The organism is Bradyrhizobium sp. B124, assembly GCF_038967635.1.
Taxonomy (GTDB): domain Bacteria; phylum Pseudomonadota; class Alphaproteobacteria; order Rhizobiales; family Xanthobacteraceae; genus Bradyrhizobium.
Genome location: NZ_CP152413.1, coordinates 4,799,359 through 4,816,551, shown reverse-complemented (window position 1 = coordinate 4,816,551; position 17,193 = coordinate 4,799,359). Strand labels below are relative to the sequence as shown.

The following is a 17,193-nucleotide window of genomic DNA, read 5'->3' as shown; positions in this document are numbered from 1 at the left end:
GAAATGGACGATCATCTCGACGATTACATGAGCGCCGTCACCCGGACGATGGCGTTGCCGCTGGAAGACGCCTGGCGTCCGGCGGTGCGCGCAAATCTCGAGGTCGCGCTGCGGCTGGCGCGGCTGGTCGACGACTTCCCGCTGCCTGACGACGTCGCGTCGGCCGCCGTCTATTCGACCTGAGATCGCGATGTCCGAAACTCCCGCTGCTATGTCCGCCGCCGAAATCGCGCAGGCCGTATCGACCCGCAAGATCACGGCGCTCGCCGTGACCGAGGCGGCGCTCGCGCGCATCGCTGTGCACGACAAGGTCCTCAACGCCTTCACCGACGTTACCGCCGATCGCGCGCGGGCCCGCGCCAAGGCGGTCGATGCCGCGATCGATGCGGGCCAACCGGCCGGCCCGCTTGCCGGCGTGCCGTTCGCGGTGAAGAACCTGTTCGACGTGCAGGGCCTCTCGACCCGCGCCGGCTCGAAGATCAATCGCGACCTGCCGCCGTCGCCGCGCGATGCCACGTTGATCGAGCGGATGGAAGCGGCCGGCGCCGTGCTGGTCGGCGCACTCAACATGGGCGAATACGCCTACGACTTCACCGGCGAGAACGCGCATGACGGTCCGTCGCGCAATCCGCATGATCCGACGCGGATGGCCGGCGGCTCGTCGGGCGGCTCCGGCAGCGCCGTCGGCGGCGCATTGGTGCCGATCGCGCTCGGCTCTGATACCAACGGCTCGATCCGGGTGCCGTCGTCATTCTGCGGTACGTTCGGCCTGAAGCCGACCTATGGCCGGCTGTCGCGCGCGCGATCGTTTCCGTTCGTCGCAAGCCTCGATCATCTCGGTCCGTTTGCGCGCAGCGTGAAGGATCTCGCGCTTGCCTATGACGCCATGCAGGGGCCTGATGCCGACGATCCCGCCTGCAGTGTGCAGTCGGTCGAGCCGACCGTGCCGCTGCTTGCCAATGATGTCAGCCGGCTGCGGGTTGCGATTGCCGGCGGCTATTTCCAGCAGAATCTGCTGCCGGAGGCCGTCGAAGCGGTCGCGCGCGTGGCAAAGGCGCTCGGCGCCACGCGGACGGTGGAGCTGCCGGAAGCGGCGCGCGCCCGCGCTGCCGCCTTCATCATGACCACGACCGAGGGCGCCGCGCTGCATCTCGATCGGCTGCGCAAGCGGCCTAACGACTTTGATCCGCCGGTGCGCGACCGCCTGATCGCGGGCGCGATGATCCCGGCGGTCTATGTCGACAAGGCGCAGAAATTCCGCCGCTGGTACCGCGCCAGGGTGCTGGAGCTGTTCCAGTCGGTCGATGTGATCCTGGCGCCGGCAACGCCATGTGTGGCGCCGAAGATCGGTCAAGCCACCTTTACGCTCGACGGGATCGAGCTTCCGGTCCGCCCCAATATCGGTATCCACACCCAGCCGATCTCCTTCATCGGCCTGCCGGTGGCTGCAGTGCCGGTGCCGCTTGAACCGATGCCGATCGGCGTGCAGATCATTGCAGCGCCCTGGCGCGAGGACATCGCGCTGCGGGTCGCCTACGCGCTGGAACAGTTGGGTGTCGTCATGGCTCCCGCGCCAAGAGGAATCTAAGATGGAAATCGATCTTCCCGACGTGCTCGCCGAGGTGACCGCGCAGTTCGGGCGCTACGAGAAGGCGTTGGTCTCGAACGATGTCGCCGTGCTCGACGAGCTGTTCCGCAACGACAGCCGGACGCTGCGCTATGGCATCGGCGAGAACCTCTATGGCTACGCCGAGATCGCGGCGTTTCGTGCCGGGCGGCCGGCGGCCGGGCTGATGCGCAAGACCAGCCGCACCGTGATCACGACCTATGGCCGCGACACCGCGATCGCCTCGACGCTGTTCTATCGGGACAGCGCGCCGGGCCGGGTGGGGCGGCAGATGCAGACATGGATTCGCTTCGCCGAGGGCTGGAGAATCGTCGCCGCCCATGTCAGCGTCATTGATGGACCAAGGGGAGCTTGAACCAGGGTGATTGAAAGGGCGTTTCAGCCATGAGCCTGGACGATCTTCCGACCCGCGCGCCGCAGCCGCAGGGCACCGAGCCGGAGCCGCTGGTGCGGCGTGTCGATCGCGCGTCGTCGCTGGTCGACAAGAAGACCCGCGCCGAAGAACTCCGGCTCCAGCTCGCTGACGAGATCGTGCGCGGCACGCTGCCGCCGGGCGCCGGGCTCGATGAAACCGATCTGGCGCGCCGCTTCAAGGTCTCGCGCACGCCGGTGCGCGAGGCGCTGCGGCAGCTGGCCGCCAGCGGCCTGATCGACGCGCGCGCGCATCGCGGTGCCGTGGTGGCGCGGCCCTCGCTCGAGCGGCTCACCGGCATGTTCGAGGCGATGGCTGAGCTGGAGGCGATGTGCGCCGGCCTTGCCGCCGAGCGGATGACAGCGGCGGAGCGCCACGCGCTGGAGGCGGTCCATGAGGAGCTGCGGGTGCTGAGCTATACCGGCAATCCCGAGCGCTTCCACGAGGTCAATGAGCGCTTTCATAACGCGATCTACGCCGGATCGCAGAACGCCTATATCGCCGAGATCACCTTGGCGACGCGAGTGCGTGTGCAGCCGTTCCGCCGCGCCCAGTTCCGCAACCTCGGGCGCCTGGCAAAATCGCACGCCGAGCACGACCGCGTCGTCGAAGCTATCCTGCGCGGCGACAAGCTCGGCGCCGCCGCCGCAATGCGCGCCCATATCGAGCAGGTGCGCGGGGAATACGAGACCTACGCGGTGTCGGTGTAGCTTCTTCTCACCTCGCCCCGCTTGCGGGGAGAGGTCTGATCGCATCGTCAGATGCGATCCGGGTGAGGGGGTACAGGTCCAACCGCGCGCACAGCTCGTGGAGAGATGCCCCTCACCCCAACCCTCTCCCCGCAAGAGCGGGGCGAGGGAGCACACTACCGCTGCTGCTACCCCTTCGCCCGCTCCGCCATGAACGCCCGCCAGCCGCCATAGGCCGAGATATCCTTCGCGCCCGCGATCGCGGCGGGCTCGACGATGAAGCCTTTGGCCTGCCGTCCGTCGGCGAGCCGGAGCGTGCCGATCGCCATCGGCGACGGAATCGCGGCGACGAATTTTCCGAACGCGGCCGGCGACATCGCCCACAGCTCGAGCTTGATCGAATGACCCGCACCCGGCTCGATGCGCAGCATGCCCGGTTTTGGTGGCGTGGTGTCGAGTGCGTAGAGTCTGTAGTCCGCTGCGGTGATCGTCTCTTCCAGCAGGCGCGCATCGAGCGTCGTCAGCTCGTGGTTCAGCGCCATGCCGGAGAGGTGCGCGCCGACCACCGCGATCGTGATCTCGTCGGCGCGGGCCTGCGTCGGGACTGCGGCCAGCGGCGGCTGCGGCACCGCCTTGGCGCCCACAGCGAGCCCGGCGTCGGCGTGGAATACGCGGCCGATGCCGGCAAGCTCCGCATCGCGGCCGGCTGGAGCGAGCAGCGTGATGCCGAACGGCGCGCCGTCGGGCCGCATTGCCGCCGGCAGCGCCAGGCCGCACAGATCGAGCAGGTTGACAAAATTGGTGTAGGTGCCGAGCCGCGAATTGAGTTCGATCGGGTTGGCCAGCACGTCAGCGGTGGAATAGACCGTCGGCGCGGTCGGCAGCACGATCGCATCGCATTGCGCAAAAGTGCGCGCGGCAATACGGCGCAGCGCCTGCAGGCGATAGAGCGCGGAGAAGGTATCGGCTGCGGTGGGTCGCGCGCCGCCGATCGTGATCTCGCGCGTCACCGGGTGGATCGCGTCCGGCGACGACGCCAGGAGGTCGCGGATCACGAGATAGCGCTCGGCAACCCAGGGGCCCTCATAGAGCAGCCGCGCGGTCTCGTAGAACGGCTCGAGGTCGAATTCGACGAGCTCGGCGCCGAGCGCCTGCCAGCGCTTGCAGGCCTGGCCATAAGCCTTCTCGGCCTCGCGGTCGCCGAAGAAGATCAATTGGCCGCTCTTGGGAATGCCGAGTTTGAGCCTGGTCGGAAACGCCGCGAGCGGTGCCAGCGGCCGGTCGCGCGAGAACGGATCGGCGTCATCCGGCCCGGCCATCACCGCGAGTGCGGCCAGCGCGTCGTCGACGGTGAGCGAGAACACCGAGATGCAGTCGAGCGTGCGGCAGGCCGGCACCAGCCCCGCGTTCGAAATCAACCCGAGGCTCGGCTTGAGCCCGACGATGTTGTTGAGCATCGCCGGCACGCGACCGCTGCCCGCGGTGTCGGTGCCGAGCGACAGCGGCACGAGTCCCGCTGATACCGCGACCGCGGAGCCCGAGCTCGATCCACCCGGCACGAGATCGCCGCGCACCGGATTTTTGGGAATGCCGTAGGGCGAGCGCACGCCGACCAGGCCGGTGGCGAACTGGTCGAGGTTGGCCTTGCCGATAATGATGGCGCCGGCCGCGCGAAGTCTGGCGACTGCCGTCGAGTCCTGCGCGGGCACGTAGGAGAACGCCGGGCAGGCGGCCGTGGTCGGCAGCCCCGCGACGTCGATATTGTCCTTCACCGCGACCGGCACGCCGTAGAGCGGCAGCCTCGGGTCAGCAAGCCGCGCGATCTCGGCGAGCGCGTCCTGCTCGTCCCGCAGGCTGATGAAGATGGCGGGGTCGTTGTGCTCGCGGATGCGCTGGTAGCTGCGCGCTACCGTTTGCGCCGGCGTCATGGTCCCGGCGCGGTGTGCGGCGACGATCGCGGCGACAGTTTCAGTCACGTGGTTGGCCTCGTCTCTGGCGCGGCAAGGCATCGGATTGCCCGCCGCGAGGGAATTGCAGCCTGATCGAAGCAAGCAATGTGCCATTGTGTACAATTTACCTGCGCCCGCGGAGCGACGGATTATTGCACAATATCAGTTGCTTGAAATGGCTGCCGGGAGCTGAAGCAAGTTCGCCTGAGAGCGAGTCTGCTCAATTTTAAGGCAAGCGTGACCAGGCCGAAATCCGGTCGATCAATCAGGTGAAGCAGGCGAGGATCCGCAGCAGTTGCTCGCGGTTTTCCTTGCCGATCTTGTCGGCGACATGCCGCTCGTGCTCGGCGGCGAGCCGCTTGAACTGAGCCAGCGCGGTCTTGCCGCGCGCGGTCAAATGCAGCGCGTGGGAGCGGCGGTCGGTGGCGGAAGGAATCCGGCTGACCAAGTCGCGTTCCTCCAGGCTGTCGAGCAGATGCACCAGCCGCGCGCGTTCGATCCCGAGCCGCTTTGCGACCGCCATCTGGCTCAGGCCCGGATTGGCCCCGATCACGGTCATGACCGAATATTGGGTCGGGCGGATATCGACCGTCGCCAGCGTCTTGATGAAGTCCTGAAAGATCCAGAGCTGGAAGCGCCGCACCGCATAGCCGGCGTGGCCGACCAACGCGTCGAGGCCGATGTCATCACTGGTGTCGCCACCGTGCGTCCGGCCATTCGCCGCGCGCGCCTGGGGGCGGCGGATTGCCGCTCGTGTTCCTGCTGCCTTGCGCGACGTCTGTTGCTTGCTCGCCATGACGGCGATGCTAGCGCGACGCCCTCGCGAGGGAAAGATTGTTGTTGACGACAACAATTGACGTCCGCAACATTATGACCAAAGAGCCCGGCCGGGACTGCGCCGCCGCACCTTGTTGCAGCGCGATCCTGATAAGATACGGGCGAGGAGGAAACCATGACGATGGCCGCCAGCGGAGACGATCCGCACCGCCTGTTCGCGACGCCCGCGATCGTTGCCGTCAGCCGCGACGACGGCAGCATCCTGGTCCGCTCCACCACGCCCCTGAAACCAAGCGTCCGCTGCGTCGGTGACTGGCTGGAGAATTGGGCGCAGCAGGCGCCGGATCGCATCTTCCTTGGCGAGCGCGCCAGCGCCGAGGCGCCCTGGAGCACCGTCAGCTATCGCGATGCGCTCGGAATCGTTCGCCGGGCCGCATCGTGGATCCTGGCGCAAGGGCTGAGCACCGAGCGACCGCTCGTCATCCTCGCAGACAACGGCATCGATCACGCGCTGTTCGCGCTCGCGGCCCAGCATGTCGGCGTGCCCTCGGCCGCGATCTCGCCGGCCTATTCCTTGATGTCGCGGGATTTCGACAAGCTGAAGAGCATGATCACGCTGCTCGATCCCGGCGCGATCTATGTCACGGGCACAAAACCGTTTGCAGCCGCGCTTGCCGCCGTCGCGCCGCTGCATCGCGCGACCATTGTCAGCGGCAATCCCGAAGATGCCGGGGTGCTGGCGTTTCGCACTGTCGCGGCGACGCCTGAGTCGCCTGATGTCGCCACCGCCTTCGCTGCGGTGACGCCGGACACGATCGCAAAATTCCTGTTCACCTCGGGATCAACGGGCACACCGAAGGCCGTGATCAACACCCAGCGCATGCTGACATCGAGCCAGCAGGCCAAGGCGCAGACCTGGACGTTCCTGGAGCAGACCGGCGAGGCGTTGGTGATCCTTGACTGGCTCCCCTGGAGCCACACCTTCGGTGCCAACCACAATTTCAACCTGGTGCTGCGCAACGGCGGCACGCTCTATATCGACGGCGGCAAGCCGGCGCCCGGCCTGTTCGCGACCTCGCTTGCGAATCTGCGCAGCGTAGTGCCGACGGTCTATTTCAACGTGCCGCGCGGCTTCGACATGCTGATCGCGGCGCTCCGCACCGACGAGGACCTGCGCCGCAAGTTCTTCGAAGGCACCAAATTCGCCTTCTATGCCGGCGCGGCGCTGCCGCAGAATCTGTGGGACGCGCTGGAGGAATTGTCGCTGCAAACGGTCGGCCGCAGGTTGCCGATGGTGTCGGCCTGGGGCTCGACCGAGACCTCGCCGCTGGCGACCGATTGCCACTTCCTCGCAAAGCGCTCCGGCAATATCGGCGTGCCGATCCCCGGCACCGAGCTCAAGCTCGTGCCCTCGGGCGACAAGCTCGAGGTCCGCGTGCGCGGGCCCAATGTCACGCCGGGCTACTGGAAGGCGCCCGAACTCACCCGAGAGGCCTTCGATGACGAGGGCTTTTACAAGATCGGCGACGCCGTCACCTTCGCCGATCCTCATCGGCCCGATCTCGGCCTGTTCTTCGACGGCCGCGTGGCGGAGGACTTCAAGCTCAATTCCGGCACCTGGGTCAGCGTCGGCACCTTGCGGGTCGCCGGCATCGCGGCGCTGGCGCCGCTCGCGCAGGATATCGTCGTCACGGGCCATGGCCGCGACGAGGTGCGCTTCCTGGTGTTCCCGAACTTCACCGCCTGCCGCTCGCTCGCGGGACTGCCCGAGAGCGCCGGTGCGCAGGAGGCGATCAGCCATCCGGCGGTCCGTTCCGCGATCGGGCAGGGGCTGGCACGGCTGAAGGCGCAAGGCGGCCATTCCTCCGGTCACGCCACCCGCGCGCTGTTGCTCGCCGAGCCCGCCTCGGTCGACGGCGGGGAGATCACCGACAAGGGCTACATCAACCAGCGCGCTGTGCTGACGCGCCGTGCCGCAGCGGTAGCGGTCCTCGAGGACGACGCGTCGGCTGAGCCGATCCGCTGCGCGGGGTCGTGACGTGATTTGTACCGGCGCGGTGTTGGGAGGACGCCACGCACACCGCCGTCGTCCCTGCGAAAGCAGGGACCCATACTCCGCGGCCGACGTTGTGTACAAAAGTCGTCGTTCCGCTGGTGTGCAATAATTGGCATTGGTGGTTATGGGTCCCGGCTCGGAGGCCGGGACGACACCGGGTTTGTGGCACGTTTGGCGGGCCGTTCACTTGAGTCGTCTGCACCGGTTCCTTGGGGCCTTGCTCCGCGCGGGTTCGTATTTTTAGTTGCCATGGCAACTAAGCTGTGCGAGTTTCCGCACCCATAGGAACAGGGCCGGTCAACGGCCACGCTTTTGGGAGGACAATGTTGCGCAGCAGCGCGCAAACAGCACGCGTGGACAACCGGGCAAATACCGAGGTGGCGCAGGGCGCCGCCCGCGGTCCCGCCGTGCGGTCAGGTCGTGCTTTGCCCGGTCACGGCGCCGAGATTCTCGTGCAGCCGGCGCAGCAGGTCGATCAGCACCTCGCGCTCGTCCTTCTTCAGGCACGACAGCAGCCGCCGCTCGCGCTCCAGCGCCGCGACGATGACCTTGTCGTGGATGGCGCGGCCGCGCGCGGTCAGCGTGATCGAATGGGTGCGGCCGTCGTCGGGCGCGGTGCGGATCGTCAGCAGGCCGCGCTTCTGCAGCGCCGCGAGGTTGCGGCTGACCGGGCCCTTATCGAAGCCGATCACCTGGCAGATGCGGGAGGCAGGAATCCCCGGCTCGATCGCCAGTTGCGAGATGATTCGCCACTCGGTGACGTTGACGCCGAAATTCTTCTGGTAAAATGCGGTGGCGCTGTTCGACAGCTTGTTGCCGATGAAGGTGATGAACGCCGGCACATAGCGATTGAGGTCCAGCAGCGGGCCATCGGTGGCATCTGCGGGATCGACCGGTTTGGGCCGGCGGGGCTTTCGGGGGAGGGGCTGGCTGCTCATTTCCCAAATCATCGCTGCGAAACTGTTCCGGAGCAATAGACATGCGATCCGTATTGACAAGATCAAACCTCGGGAGGTCCTGATGACTGCAACAAAAGCTGCGTCCATCCCGCATCTCGACGTCGATCCGTTCGCGCTCGAGTTCTTCGCCGACCCGTTCCCGACCCATGAACGGCTGCGCGAGGCCGCACCCGTGGTCTATCTCGACAAGTGGAATGTCTATGGCGTGGCGCGCTATGCCGAGGTCCATGCGGTCCTGAACGATCCCGCGACCTTCTGCTCCAGCCGCGGCGTGGGCCTCAGCGACTTCTCCAGGGAGAAGCCCTGGCGGCCGCCGAGCCTGATCCTGGAGGCTGACCCGCCGGCGCATACCCGCACCCGTGCGGTGCTGAGCAGCGTGCTGTCGGCGACCGTGATGAAGCAGCTTCGCGGGCGATTTGCCGCCGCGGCGGAGGCCTGCATCGATGCGCTGCTGGAGAAGCGCCGTTTCGATGCGATCGAGGACCTCGCGGAAGCCTATCCGCTGTCGATCTTCCCGGATGCGCTGGGCCTGCGGCCGGAGGGCCGCGAGAATCTGCTGCCTTACGCAAGCCTGGTGTTCAATGCCTTTGGGCCGCCGAACGAACTGCGCAAGCAGGCGATCGAGCGCTCCGCGCCGCACCAGGCCTATATTTCCGAACAGTGTCAGCGCGACAATCTCACCCCGGGTGGTATCGGCGCCTGCATCCACGCCCATGTCGATAGCGGTGCCATTACCGCGACCGAAGCGCCGCTGCTGGTGCGCTCGCTGCTGTCGGCCGGTCTCGACACGACCGTCAACGGCATCGGCGCCGCCGTCTACTGCCTTGCCCGCTTCCCCGACCAGTTCCAGAAGCTCCGCGGCGATCCTACGCTGGCGCGCAACGCCTTCGAGGAAGCCGTGCGGTTCGAAAGTCCGGTCCAGACTTTCTTCCGCACCACGACCCGCGACGTCGAGCTCAGCGGGGCCACCATTCCCGAAGGCGAGAAGGTGCTGATGTTCCTGGCTGCGGCCAACCGTGACCCGCGCCGCTGGGAGGCGCCCGACAGCTACGACATCACGCGTCGTACCTCGGGCCATGTCGGCTACGGTTCGGGCATCCATATGTGCGTCGGCCAACTCGTCGCCCGCCTCGAAGGCGAAGTGATGATGGCGGCGCTGGCGCGCCGTGTCGCCAGGATCGAAATCACAGGCGAGCCGAAGCGCCTGTTCAACAACACGCTGCGCGGGCTCAGCAGCCTGCCGGTCGAGATCACGCCGGCCTGATGAGACGCTCAAGACCGCCATTAGGTTGGTTGAAACATAGGAGGGGATACGATGAGGGGCTTTGGGGTTGGGCGATTTGGGATCGGACTTGCGCTGGCATTGGCCTGCGCCGCGGGCAGCGCGCGTGCGGAGATTTCCGACAATGTCGTGCGCGTCGGCGTGCTCAACGACATTTCCGGCATCTTCCAGGACACCAACGGCATGGGCTCGGTGGAAGCCGCGCGGATGGCGGCGGAAGATTTCAACGGCGGCGGCAAGGGCATCAAGGTCGAGATCGTCTATGCCGATCACCAGAACAAGGCTGACGTTGGATCCGCGATCGCGCGCAAATGGCTCGATGTCGAAGGCGTCGACGCCATCGTCGACGTGCCGAACTCGGCGGTCGGGCTCGCCATCAACACCGTGTTGCGCGACTCCAGGATGACGTTCCTGGCGTCGTCGACCGCAAGCTCCGACCTCACCGGCAAGGCCTGCTCGCCGAACACCATTCAATGGGTCAACGACGCCTGGGCGACCGGCAACACCACCGCGGCCGCGATGATGCAGCGCGGCGGCAAGGACTGGTACTTTGTGACCGTCGACTACGCACTCGGCAAGGGCATCGAAGCTGAGGCGACGAACTACATCGAGAAGCTCGGCGGCAAGGTGCTGGGATCGAGCAAGCATCCGCTCGGCACGTCGGACTTCGCGTCCTTCCTGCTGCAGGCGCAGAACTCGAAAGCAAAGGTGATCGGGCTCGCCAATGCCGGCGGCGACACCATCAACGCGGTGAAGCAGGCGGCCGAGTTCGGCATTCAGGAGGGCGGCCAGACCATGGTGGCGTTCCTGCTGTTCGTGAACGACGTCCACGGCATGGGCCTGAAGGTCGCGCAGGGCCTGCAACTGCTCGAGGCCTTTTACTGGGACATGAACGACGACACCCGCGCGTTCGCAAAACGCTTCGCCGCACGGCCCGGCATGAACGGCAAGATGCCGAGCGGCAACCAGGCCGGCGTCTATGCCTCGACGCTCGCCTATCTCAACGCGGTTGCCGCGACCGGCAGCGACGACGCCAAGGTCGTGGTGCCGCAGATGAAGACCTTCAAGGGCAAGGACAGGCTGTTCGGCGAGACCACGATCCGCCAGGACGGCCGCGTCATCCACCCGATGTACCTGTTCGAGGTGAAGAAGCCGGAGGAGTCGAAGTATCCCTACGACTACTACAAGCTGATCGCGACCATCCCGGCCGATCAGGCCTTCCGGCCGCTGGCCGACGGCGGCTGCGCGCTGGTGAAGTGAGGATCGCTGCCGCGGACGCGACCACATCCTCCCCTGGAGGGGGAGGATCGGTTTGCATGAAATGCAAACCGAGGTGGGGTGAAGTCCCTCCAGTCGAACAGTGCCCGTGTTGAGAGATCACCCCACCCCGGCTCGCACGTCGCTTCGCTCGTTGCGATCCGACCCTCCCCCTCCAGGGGAGGGTGACAGGCAAGAGGACTCTCGATGCGGCGTACTGGATGGAGAGACCGCAACCCATCACCCGGATCGCATTTCGCTTCGCATCATGCGTTCCGGCCTCTCCCACGAGGGGAGAGGCTGACCAAACGTGCGGCGTGCTGTTCGCGACTAACTATGCAGCCTTCGCAGCTCCATCACCGGCCTTCACTCGCCCCAGCATCTCGGCCGCCGTCATCACATGCGCGGTCGAGAATGCGAGGATCGTCAGCGTGGCGCGGTGCACTTCTTCGGCGGACAGGGCGCCCTGGCCGACATCCGGATAGTCGAACGTGCCCGTCGCATCCGACAGGAACACGACCTTGTAGTTGTGGAACATGGCGTCGCGCGCGGTGGCGTGGCAGCAGTTCTCGGTCGTCGTCCCCGAAATGATGACCGTCGTGATGCCCCATTCGCGCAGGATGAGGTCGAGGTCGGTGGCGAAGAACGCGCTGTAGCGGTGCTTCTTGATGACGTGCTCGCCCGGTGCGGGCGCAAGGTCGTTGAAGATCTGGACGCCTTCGGTGCCGTCGACCAGCGACGAGCGATCGGCGATCGGCGAATAGAGATCGTCATAGAGCCCCATGTCGCTGCCGTCGCGGCGATGCACATGGGCGGTGTAGATGACGCGGATGCCCTTGTCGCGGCAGGCCTTCAGCGTCTGCGCCAGCCGCGGCACCATGGCGGCGGCCTGCGCCGAACGCAGCTTGGCGCCCTCGGCCACGAAATCGTTCTGCATGTCGACCACGATCATGACGGTTCGCGCCGGTTCGATGATGTCGCACTGGTAGCCCATGTGGTGTCTCCTCTCCTGAAGGGAGACCTTTTCTACATCCGTGACGGCAGCCGTTCTTGGCTGCGCTGGCCAGTCGCTGGACTCTGCTTGCCAGAAGCGGGGGCCGGACGCAGAATATCCCGCTGCCGGGTTGGGCGGGAGCAAGGTCCGATGCAGATCCCAGATCACATAGTTGTCGCGCAAACGCTTGTCGCGCCGGGTGACAGCTTTGACCGCTGGCATCACGTCACCTGCCGCGAATTCTCGCTGACCGAATGCCGCCGCGTCGCGGACGAGGCATTTCAGGCAGCGATCTCGATCCGCCATTTCGGGCCGCTCGCGATCAACGACATCTGGTCGTCGACACCGGCTGCCGACCGCATCCGGGTGATGCGCAGCGCGAGCGATGTCCGAAGGGACCCGCGCGATTATTTCATGCTGTGGCTCACCTTGCGCGGCGAGGTCAGCTTCGCGCAAGGCGGACGCGAGGTGCGCATGCGCCGGGGCGATCTCATGCTGCATGACCAGGCGCAGCCGTTCACGCTGGAATTCGCCCCGAGTGCGCGTTCGATCATGGTGTCGATCCCGCGGCCGCTGCTGCTCGCGCGTCTGCCGGATGCGCAGCGGTTGACGGCACGGCGGGTCGGCAACGCTTCGAAAGTGGGCGCGCTGGCGGGATCGTTGATCCGTCGGCTGACGCGCCTCGATGACGAGGCCGGGCCTGCTGCGATAAGGCTTGGCGCCTCAGTGCTCGATATCTTCGCGACCACGCTGCAGACCGAGCTGACGGACGACGTGCCGCAGCGCGGCGACGAACGGCTGGCGCGGGTCAAGGCTTATATCGTGGCTAATCTCGACGATCCCGAGCTCGATCTTGATACGATCGCCACCGCGCAGAACATGGCGCCGCGCACGCTCAATCGCCTGTTCGCGCGCGAAGGCACGACGCCGATCCGCTGGCTGTGGCAGCAGCGCCTCGCCGGCGCCTATCAGGCGCTGGCCGAACGGCGCTTCAGCCATGTCACCGATGCGGCGCTCAGCTTCGGCTTCAGCGACGTCTCGCATTTCAGCCGCGCCTTCAAGGCCGCGTTCGGCCGCTCGCCGCATCAGGTGATGGGCTGACGCTGTATCCACCAGCGCAGCTGCGGGGCGGCACGGAGCGATCGCCACTCGTCGACCGGTTCGCATTCCGCCTCGCTTCATGCGGCCCGCCTCGCGCTCAAGGCGAGAGGCGATCCGAGATCAGCAGCACCCTTTGCTGCGTGCATCACTGAAGACACTATTTCGCCGGAGGCGCCTTCGGGAAGGCCGACACCATCCGGATCTTCCAATTTCCGCCCTGGTTGACATACGCCCCGGTCCAGCGGCCAACCACATCAAGCGGCTCGCCATTCTGGTTCTTGCCGGTGATGTGATATTCGCCCGTCGCGATAGCCGTATCGGTTCCCAACGGCAGGGCCTCGTCCACCGTTATTTCATTGTGGTTGAAGCCGGCCTTGAACATGCCCTCATAGGTCTGGACGATGTCGGTGTGTGACCCGGTCGCATTGACCACCATCCCGCCGGGCGCATAGAGCGCAGCGATTCCGGCACCATTCTGCTTGTTGAAGCTGTCGGCATAGGTTGCCGCGACCTTCTCGAACTGTTGCTTCAGACTTTCATCGCCAGCGGTCGCGGTCGCAGGCATCGCGAGCAACGCAATGAACAGATATAAGGCGGAAGACATTCGCATTGCATTCCCTCCTTAAAGTCATTGTTGAAGATCTGTCTCGGCCAGCCGGGACCGCGATGGTGTAGCACATCAACTATCGATGAGAGCTGCCCGCGCGCCGCGATACGGCAGTGCTGCTGGCTAAGAGGGGGTAGTCCCGCTGGCGGAGCCGCGGGGCTCCGCCATCGCCGCATGCGCCGCTGCGCTCGCTCGGCACAAGCAGAGCGACAATCCGAAGTTGTGACGAAGCCTACCTCACGGCGCGCAAGCAAAACTCGCCGCCGCGGTGAGCGGCCCTGCCTTGTAATGCGGCCATGTCGGCCAGCGGCACAATGGCAGCGCGCGGACTGTGTCGAAGGACGGCGCCTCGGCTTTCTGCTCGCGCACGTCGAGATCGCCGGGCGCCTTGCCGTTCTCGACCCAGTCGACCAGCACGGCCAGCATGTCGACATTGGCGGGTGCGCCGGAGCCGACATGGTCGACGCCGGGGGCGGTGTAGAGCCGGGCGAACTCCGCGACCTTGTCCTTGCCGAGCGTCTTTTCGACGTTCTCGAAGTAGCGGATCCCGGCATAGGGGCTTTGCGCGTAGTCGGACATGTGTTCGAGGATCACGAGCTTGCCGCCGTGGGCGTGGAAGCGCGTGAGGTCCGGATCGGTGGAATCCATCAGCGCGGAGACCTCCAGCACGCGCGCCTTGTGGTCCTCGGGCTTGTAGGTCGTGACGTCGAGTTTCGGGTCGCGGGCGAAAACGTACTGAATGCCGCCGGCGCCGTAGATCCAGGCGATGCCGTTGGTCGGAGCCGGCGGCTGCGCCGGCGCCGTGGCGCCGAGCCACCAGGCCTTCCAGCCGCCGGTCGGGCCGAACGCCGGCGTATTCTCGCCCGACACGCCCCAGCCCGGATAGTCGTCGAGGCCGTTGGCGAGCGGGAACGAGAATTTATACGACGCATGCAGCGTCTCGATCGCCGCAATCTGCTTGTCGGTCAGGCAGTCGTCGCCGCTCTGCCCCGCGGCGCATGCCAGCATGGCCGGCTTGAACGCGGACTTGCAGCCGACGGGATCCTGCACCAGCGCGTCGTCGGAGCCGTCCTGCGTGTCGCAGGCCTTCAGCACGGCGTCGGCCACGAGCTTGACCTGCGCCGGCCTGATCCAGCCGTCGCCCATCGTCACGAGGCCGGAGCGGGTGCCGGCATGCTGCAACCCGACCCAGTTGATCACGGGAACGCGCGCGAAGATGCCGTCGAAATCGTCGGGGTAACGCTGCGCCATGGTCAGCGCCTCACGACCGCCTTCGGACGATCCCATGAAATACATCTTCGTCGGCGGCTTGCCGTAGGCGCGGACCGTCAGCGCCCGCGCGGCGTCGCGCACCTTCCTGTAGGCCTTGTGCGAAAAATTCTCGAACGCCTCGTCGTTGAGCGCGAACAGCTGCGGCGGCTCGCCGGGCTTCTGCTCGTGGCCGGAATCGGTGCCGACGGTGACGAAGCCGAGCGCCAGCGGCGAGGCCTTGTCGAATGGATAGGCCGGCGGCAGGCCGAGGCCTGATATCAGCACGCCGTTGAAGCCGCCGCCGCCATATTGCAGCGAACGGCCGTTCCACTCGACGGGCAAGTTGACCTCGAACTTGATCGGCGGCGCGGCAGGATCGGTCGGCGTGATCTGCCCGAGCGCCTTGCAGAAGGCGGGATTGGCCGGGATGATACGCGCTGCGAGCGTCGGCGCCTTCTCGGCGATCGCGAGCGGCGTCGGTGTTTGCAGCGTCGCTGCATCGATCTTGACGGCGCCGTCGGCGGGACCGGCAAGGCCGCTGCAGGTTGTCGCGGGGTCACCAGTCATCTCCGTCGCGAACGCGGCCGAAGCGCACGACATCAACGTGACAAGCGAAGCCGCGAACGCCCATGCGCGCGCATCGATCTGCATTGTTTCCTCTCCGCCCGGATTGTTATTGTTGCCAGGGCAAGTATTTCACGCGCGGCCTTGCCGCACAATGGTTGAACGCAGTTCCGTCATCGCTGAGGTGCGAGCGTAGCGAGCCTCGAAGGATGAATCGGCCACCAGCCGGGCCGTCGATCCATCGAGACGCGCGTGCCGCGCTCTCAGGATGACGGAGATAGAGTGAGTGCGCGTGACCCGCGAGGCCTACTGCGCCACCTTGCTGCTGCCTTGGGTGATCAGTCGTGCGGCACGCTGGTCGCGGGTGTGGATCCAGAGCCAGTTCATCGCCACCGCAATCCGATGGCGCACGCCGATCAGGAAGTAGATGTGGGCGAGGCCCCAAATCCACCATGCCAGTGAGCCGCGCAGCCTGAGCCAGCCGAAGTCGATCACCGCCTTCTTCTTGCCGATCTGCGCGAGGCTGCCGGCATGCTTGTAGCGGAACGGCGGCAGCGTCTTGCTGTCGAGCCGGGCCTTGATCAGTGCGGCGACGTAGCGCCCCTCCTGCTTCGCGGCCGGCGCGATGCCGGGCACCGGATTGCCGTCGGGACCCTTGATCGTGACCGTGTCGCCGACCGCGAAGATGTCGGGATGGCCGGGCACGGTCAGATCCGGCTCGACCTGCAGCCGATGGGCGCGGTCGGCCGGCGCGTTCAGCCATTCGGCGGCGCGCGAGGCGCGCACGCCGGCGGCCCACACGATGGTGCGCGCCTCCAGCCTCTTGCCGCCGAACACGACGCCGTCGGCCGAGCATTCGGTGACCGGCTCGCCCAGCATCACCTCGACGCCGAGTTTTTCCAGCGACGCTTGCGCATAGGCCGAGAGATCGTCGGGAAATCCTGCCAGCACGCGCGGGCCGGCCTCGATCAACACCACGCGCGCCTTCCGCGTGTCGATGTGACGAAAGTCCTGCGGCAGTGTGTCCTTGGCGAGGTCGGCGATGGTGCCGGCCATCTCGACGCCGGTCGGCCCGGCGCCGATGATGACGAAGGTCAGCAACGCCGCACGCTTGTCGGGATCAGTCTCGCGCTCGGCGCGCTCGAAGGCGACGAGGATACGCCGCCGCAGCGTGGTGGCGTCCTCCAGCGTCTTCAGGCCTGGCGCGAACGGCTCCCATTCGTCATGGCCGAAATAGGCGTGGCGCGCACCGGTGGCGAGGATCAGCGTGTCATAGGGAATGCTGCCGCCGTCGTCGAGCTGCACTTGCTTGTTCGCAGCGTCGACGCCGCAGACATTGGCGAACAGCGTCGTCACCTCGGGCCGGTCGCGCAAGAGATAGCGGATCGGCCACGCGATCTCGCTTGTCGCAAGCGACGCGGTCGCGACCTGATAGAGCAGCGGCTGGAACAGATGGTGGTTGCGACGATCGATCAGCGTGATCTCGACCGGCGCGCCTGACAGGCCGAAGGCGGCTTCCAGCCCGCCGAAGCCGGCGCCGACGATCACCACGCGATGAGGTTTGGCCGGCGCTTGCGTCATCTGATGTCGCCCTCGGTTTCGAACGGCTTCGTCATTTGATTATGTAGTCATTCGCAGCCTCATTCCAATACGAATTGCCTGATCACC

The 17,193-nt window shown here is 66.3% G+C and carries 15 protein-coding genes; 8 read left to right on the top strand and 7 right to left on the bottom strand.

What is annotated here, in order from left to right:
• Positions 1-3: 3 nt before the first annotated feature.
• From AAFG13_RS23045 to AAFG13_RS23030, 4 genes are read left to right on the top strand one after another with little or no spacing between them, the layout of a single operon-like run.
• Positions 4-183 (top strand): DUF4089 domain-containing protein, encoded by a 180-nt coding sequence (locus tag AAFG13_RS23045; RefSeq protein ID WP_342708303.1) that lies wholly within the window; start codon positions 4-6, stop codon positions 181-183.
• Positions 184-190: 7 nt separating this feature from the next.
• Complete coding sequence (locus tag AAFG13_RS23040) at positions 191-1,588, top strand: AtzE family amidohydrolase (RefSeq protein WP_342708302.1); 1,398 nt, start codon at positions 191-193, stop codon at positions 1,586-1,588.
• 1 nt (position 1,589) lies between these two features.
• Positions 1,590-1,982 (top strand): oxalurate catabolism protein HpxZ, encoded by a 393-nt coding sequence (gene hpxZ, locus AAFG13_RS23035; protein ID WP_342708301.1) that lies wholly within the window; start codon positions 1,590-1,592, stop codon positions 1,980-1,982.
• A gap of 29 nt (positions 1,983-2,011) precedes the next feature.
• Positions 2,012-2,749, top strand: a complete 738-nt coding sequence (locus tag AAFG13_RS23030; protein WP_342708300.1) for a GntR family transcriptional regulator — start codon at positions 2,012-2,014, stop codon at positions 2,747-2,749.
• A gap of 167 nt (positions 2,750-2,916) precedes the next feature.
• Here the strand turns inward: AAFG13_RS23030 and atzF are convergent, their stop codons facing one another.
• Positions 2,917-4,737 carry an allophanate hydrolase gene (atzF, locus tag AAFG13_RS23025; RefSeq protein ID WP_342708299.1) on the bottom strand — a complete coding sequence of 607 codons (1,821 nt, stop codon included), beginning with the start codon at positions 4,735-4,737 and terminating at the stop codon, positions 2,917-2,919.
• Positions 4,738-4,942: 205 nt separating this feature from the next.
• Positions 4,943-5,473 carry a MarR family winged helix-turn-helix transcriptional regulator gene (locus tag AAFG13_RS23020; protein WP_342708298.1) on the bottom strand — a complete coding sequence of 177 codons (531 nt, stop codon included), beginning with the start codon at positions 5,471-5,473 and terminating at the stop codon, positions 4,943-4,945.
• 156 nt (positions 5,474-5,629) lie between these two features.
• Between AAFG13_RS23020 and AAFG13_RS23015 the strand changes: the two genes are divergently transcribed.
• The gene (locus AAFG13_RS23015; protein WP_342708297.1) at positions 5,630-7,492 is read left to right on the top strand and encodes a feruloyl-CoA synthase; all 1,863 of its coding nucleotides are present in this window, start codon (positions 5,630-5,632) and stop codon (positions 7,490-7,492) included.
• Between the two features lie 431 nt (positions 7,493-7,923).
• Here the strand turns inward: AAFG13_RS23015 and AAFG13_RS23010 are convergent, their stop codons facing one another.
• Positions 7,924-8,448 (bottom strand): MarR family winged helix-turn-helix transcriptional regulator, encoded by a 525-nt coding sequence (locus AAFG13_RS23010; RefSeq protein WP_342708296.1) that lies wholly within the window; start codon positions 8,446-8,448, stop codon positions 7,924-7,926.
• An 82-nt stretch (positions 8,449-8,530) separates the two neighbouring features.
• Between AAFG13_RS23010 and AAFG13_RS23005 the strand changes: the two genes are divergently transcribed.
• Together AAFG13_RS23005 and AAFG13_RS23000 are read left to right on the top strand one after the other, a co-directional pair.
• Positions 8,531-9,733 carry a cytochrome P450 gene (locus AAFG13_RS23005; RefSeq protein ID WP_342708295.1) on the top strand — a complete coding sequence of 401 codons (1,203 nt, stop codon included), beginning with the start codon at positions 8,531-8,533 and terminating at the stop codon, positions 9,731-9,733.
• A 51-nt stretch (positions 9,734-9,784) separates the two neighbouring features.
• Positions 9,785-11,011 (top strand): ABC transporter substrate-binding protein, encoded by a 1,227-nt coding sequence (locus tag AAFG13_RS23000; RefSeq protein WP_342708294.1) that lies wholly within the window; start codon positions 9,785-9,787, stop codon positions 11,009-11,011.
• A 331-nt stretch (positions 11,012-11,342) separates the two neighbouring features.
• Here AAFG13_RS23000 and AAFG13_RS22995 read toward each other — a convergent pair whose 3' ends face one another.
• Positions 11,343-12,002, bottom strand: coding sequence for an isochorismatase family cysteine hydrolase (locus tag AAFG13_RS22995; RefSeq protein ID WP_342708293.1), 660 nt, complete (start codon positions 12,000-12,002; stop codon positions 11,343-11,345).
• Between the two features lie 150 nt (positions 12,003-12,152).
• Here AAFG13_RS22995 and AAFG13_RS22990 point away from each other — a divergent pair, with 150 nt between their 5' ends.
• Entirely contained in the window at positions 12,153-13,103 is a 951-nt protein-coding gene (locus AAFG13_RS22990; RefSeq protein WP_342708292.1) for a helix-turn-helix domain-containing protein, read from the top strand.
• Between the two features lie 157 nt (positions 13,104-13,260).
• Here AAFG13_RS22990 and AAFG13_RS22985 read toward each other — a convergent pair whose 3' ends face one another.
• The 3 genes from AAFG13_RS22985 to AAFG13_RS22975 form a co-directional block, all read right to left on the bottom strand.
• Complete coding sequence (locus AAFG13_RS22985) at positions 13,261-13,668, bottom strand: nuclear transport factor 2 family protein (RefSeq protein WP_342708291.1); 408 nt, start codon at positions 13,666-13,668, stop codon at positions 13,261-13,263.
• 279 nt (positions 13,669-13,947) lie between these two features.
• Positions 13,948-15,561: a tannase/feruloyl esterase family alpha/beta hydrolase gene (locus tag AAFG13_RS22980; protein WP_342713378.1), complete on the bottom strand. Its 1,614-nt coding sequence runs from the start codon at positions 15,559-15,561 to the stop codon at positions 13,948-13,950.
• 270 nt (positions 15,562-15,831) lie between these two features.
• A complete protein-coding gene (locus AAFG13_RS22975; protein WP_342708290.1) occupies positions 15,832-17,106 on the bottom strand; it encodes an NAD(P)/FAD-dependent oxidoreductase in 1,275 nt (424 codons plus the stop codon).
• Positions 17,107-17,193: the final 87 nt, after the last annotated feature.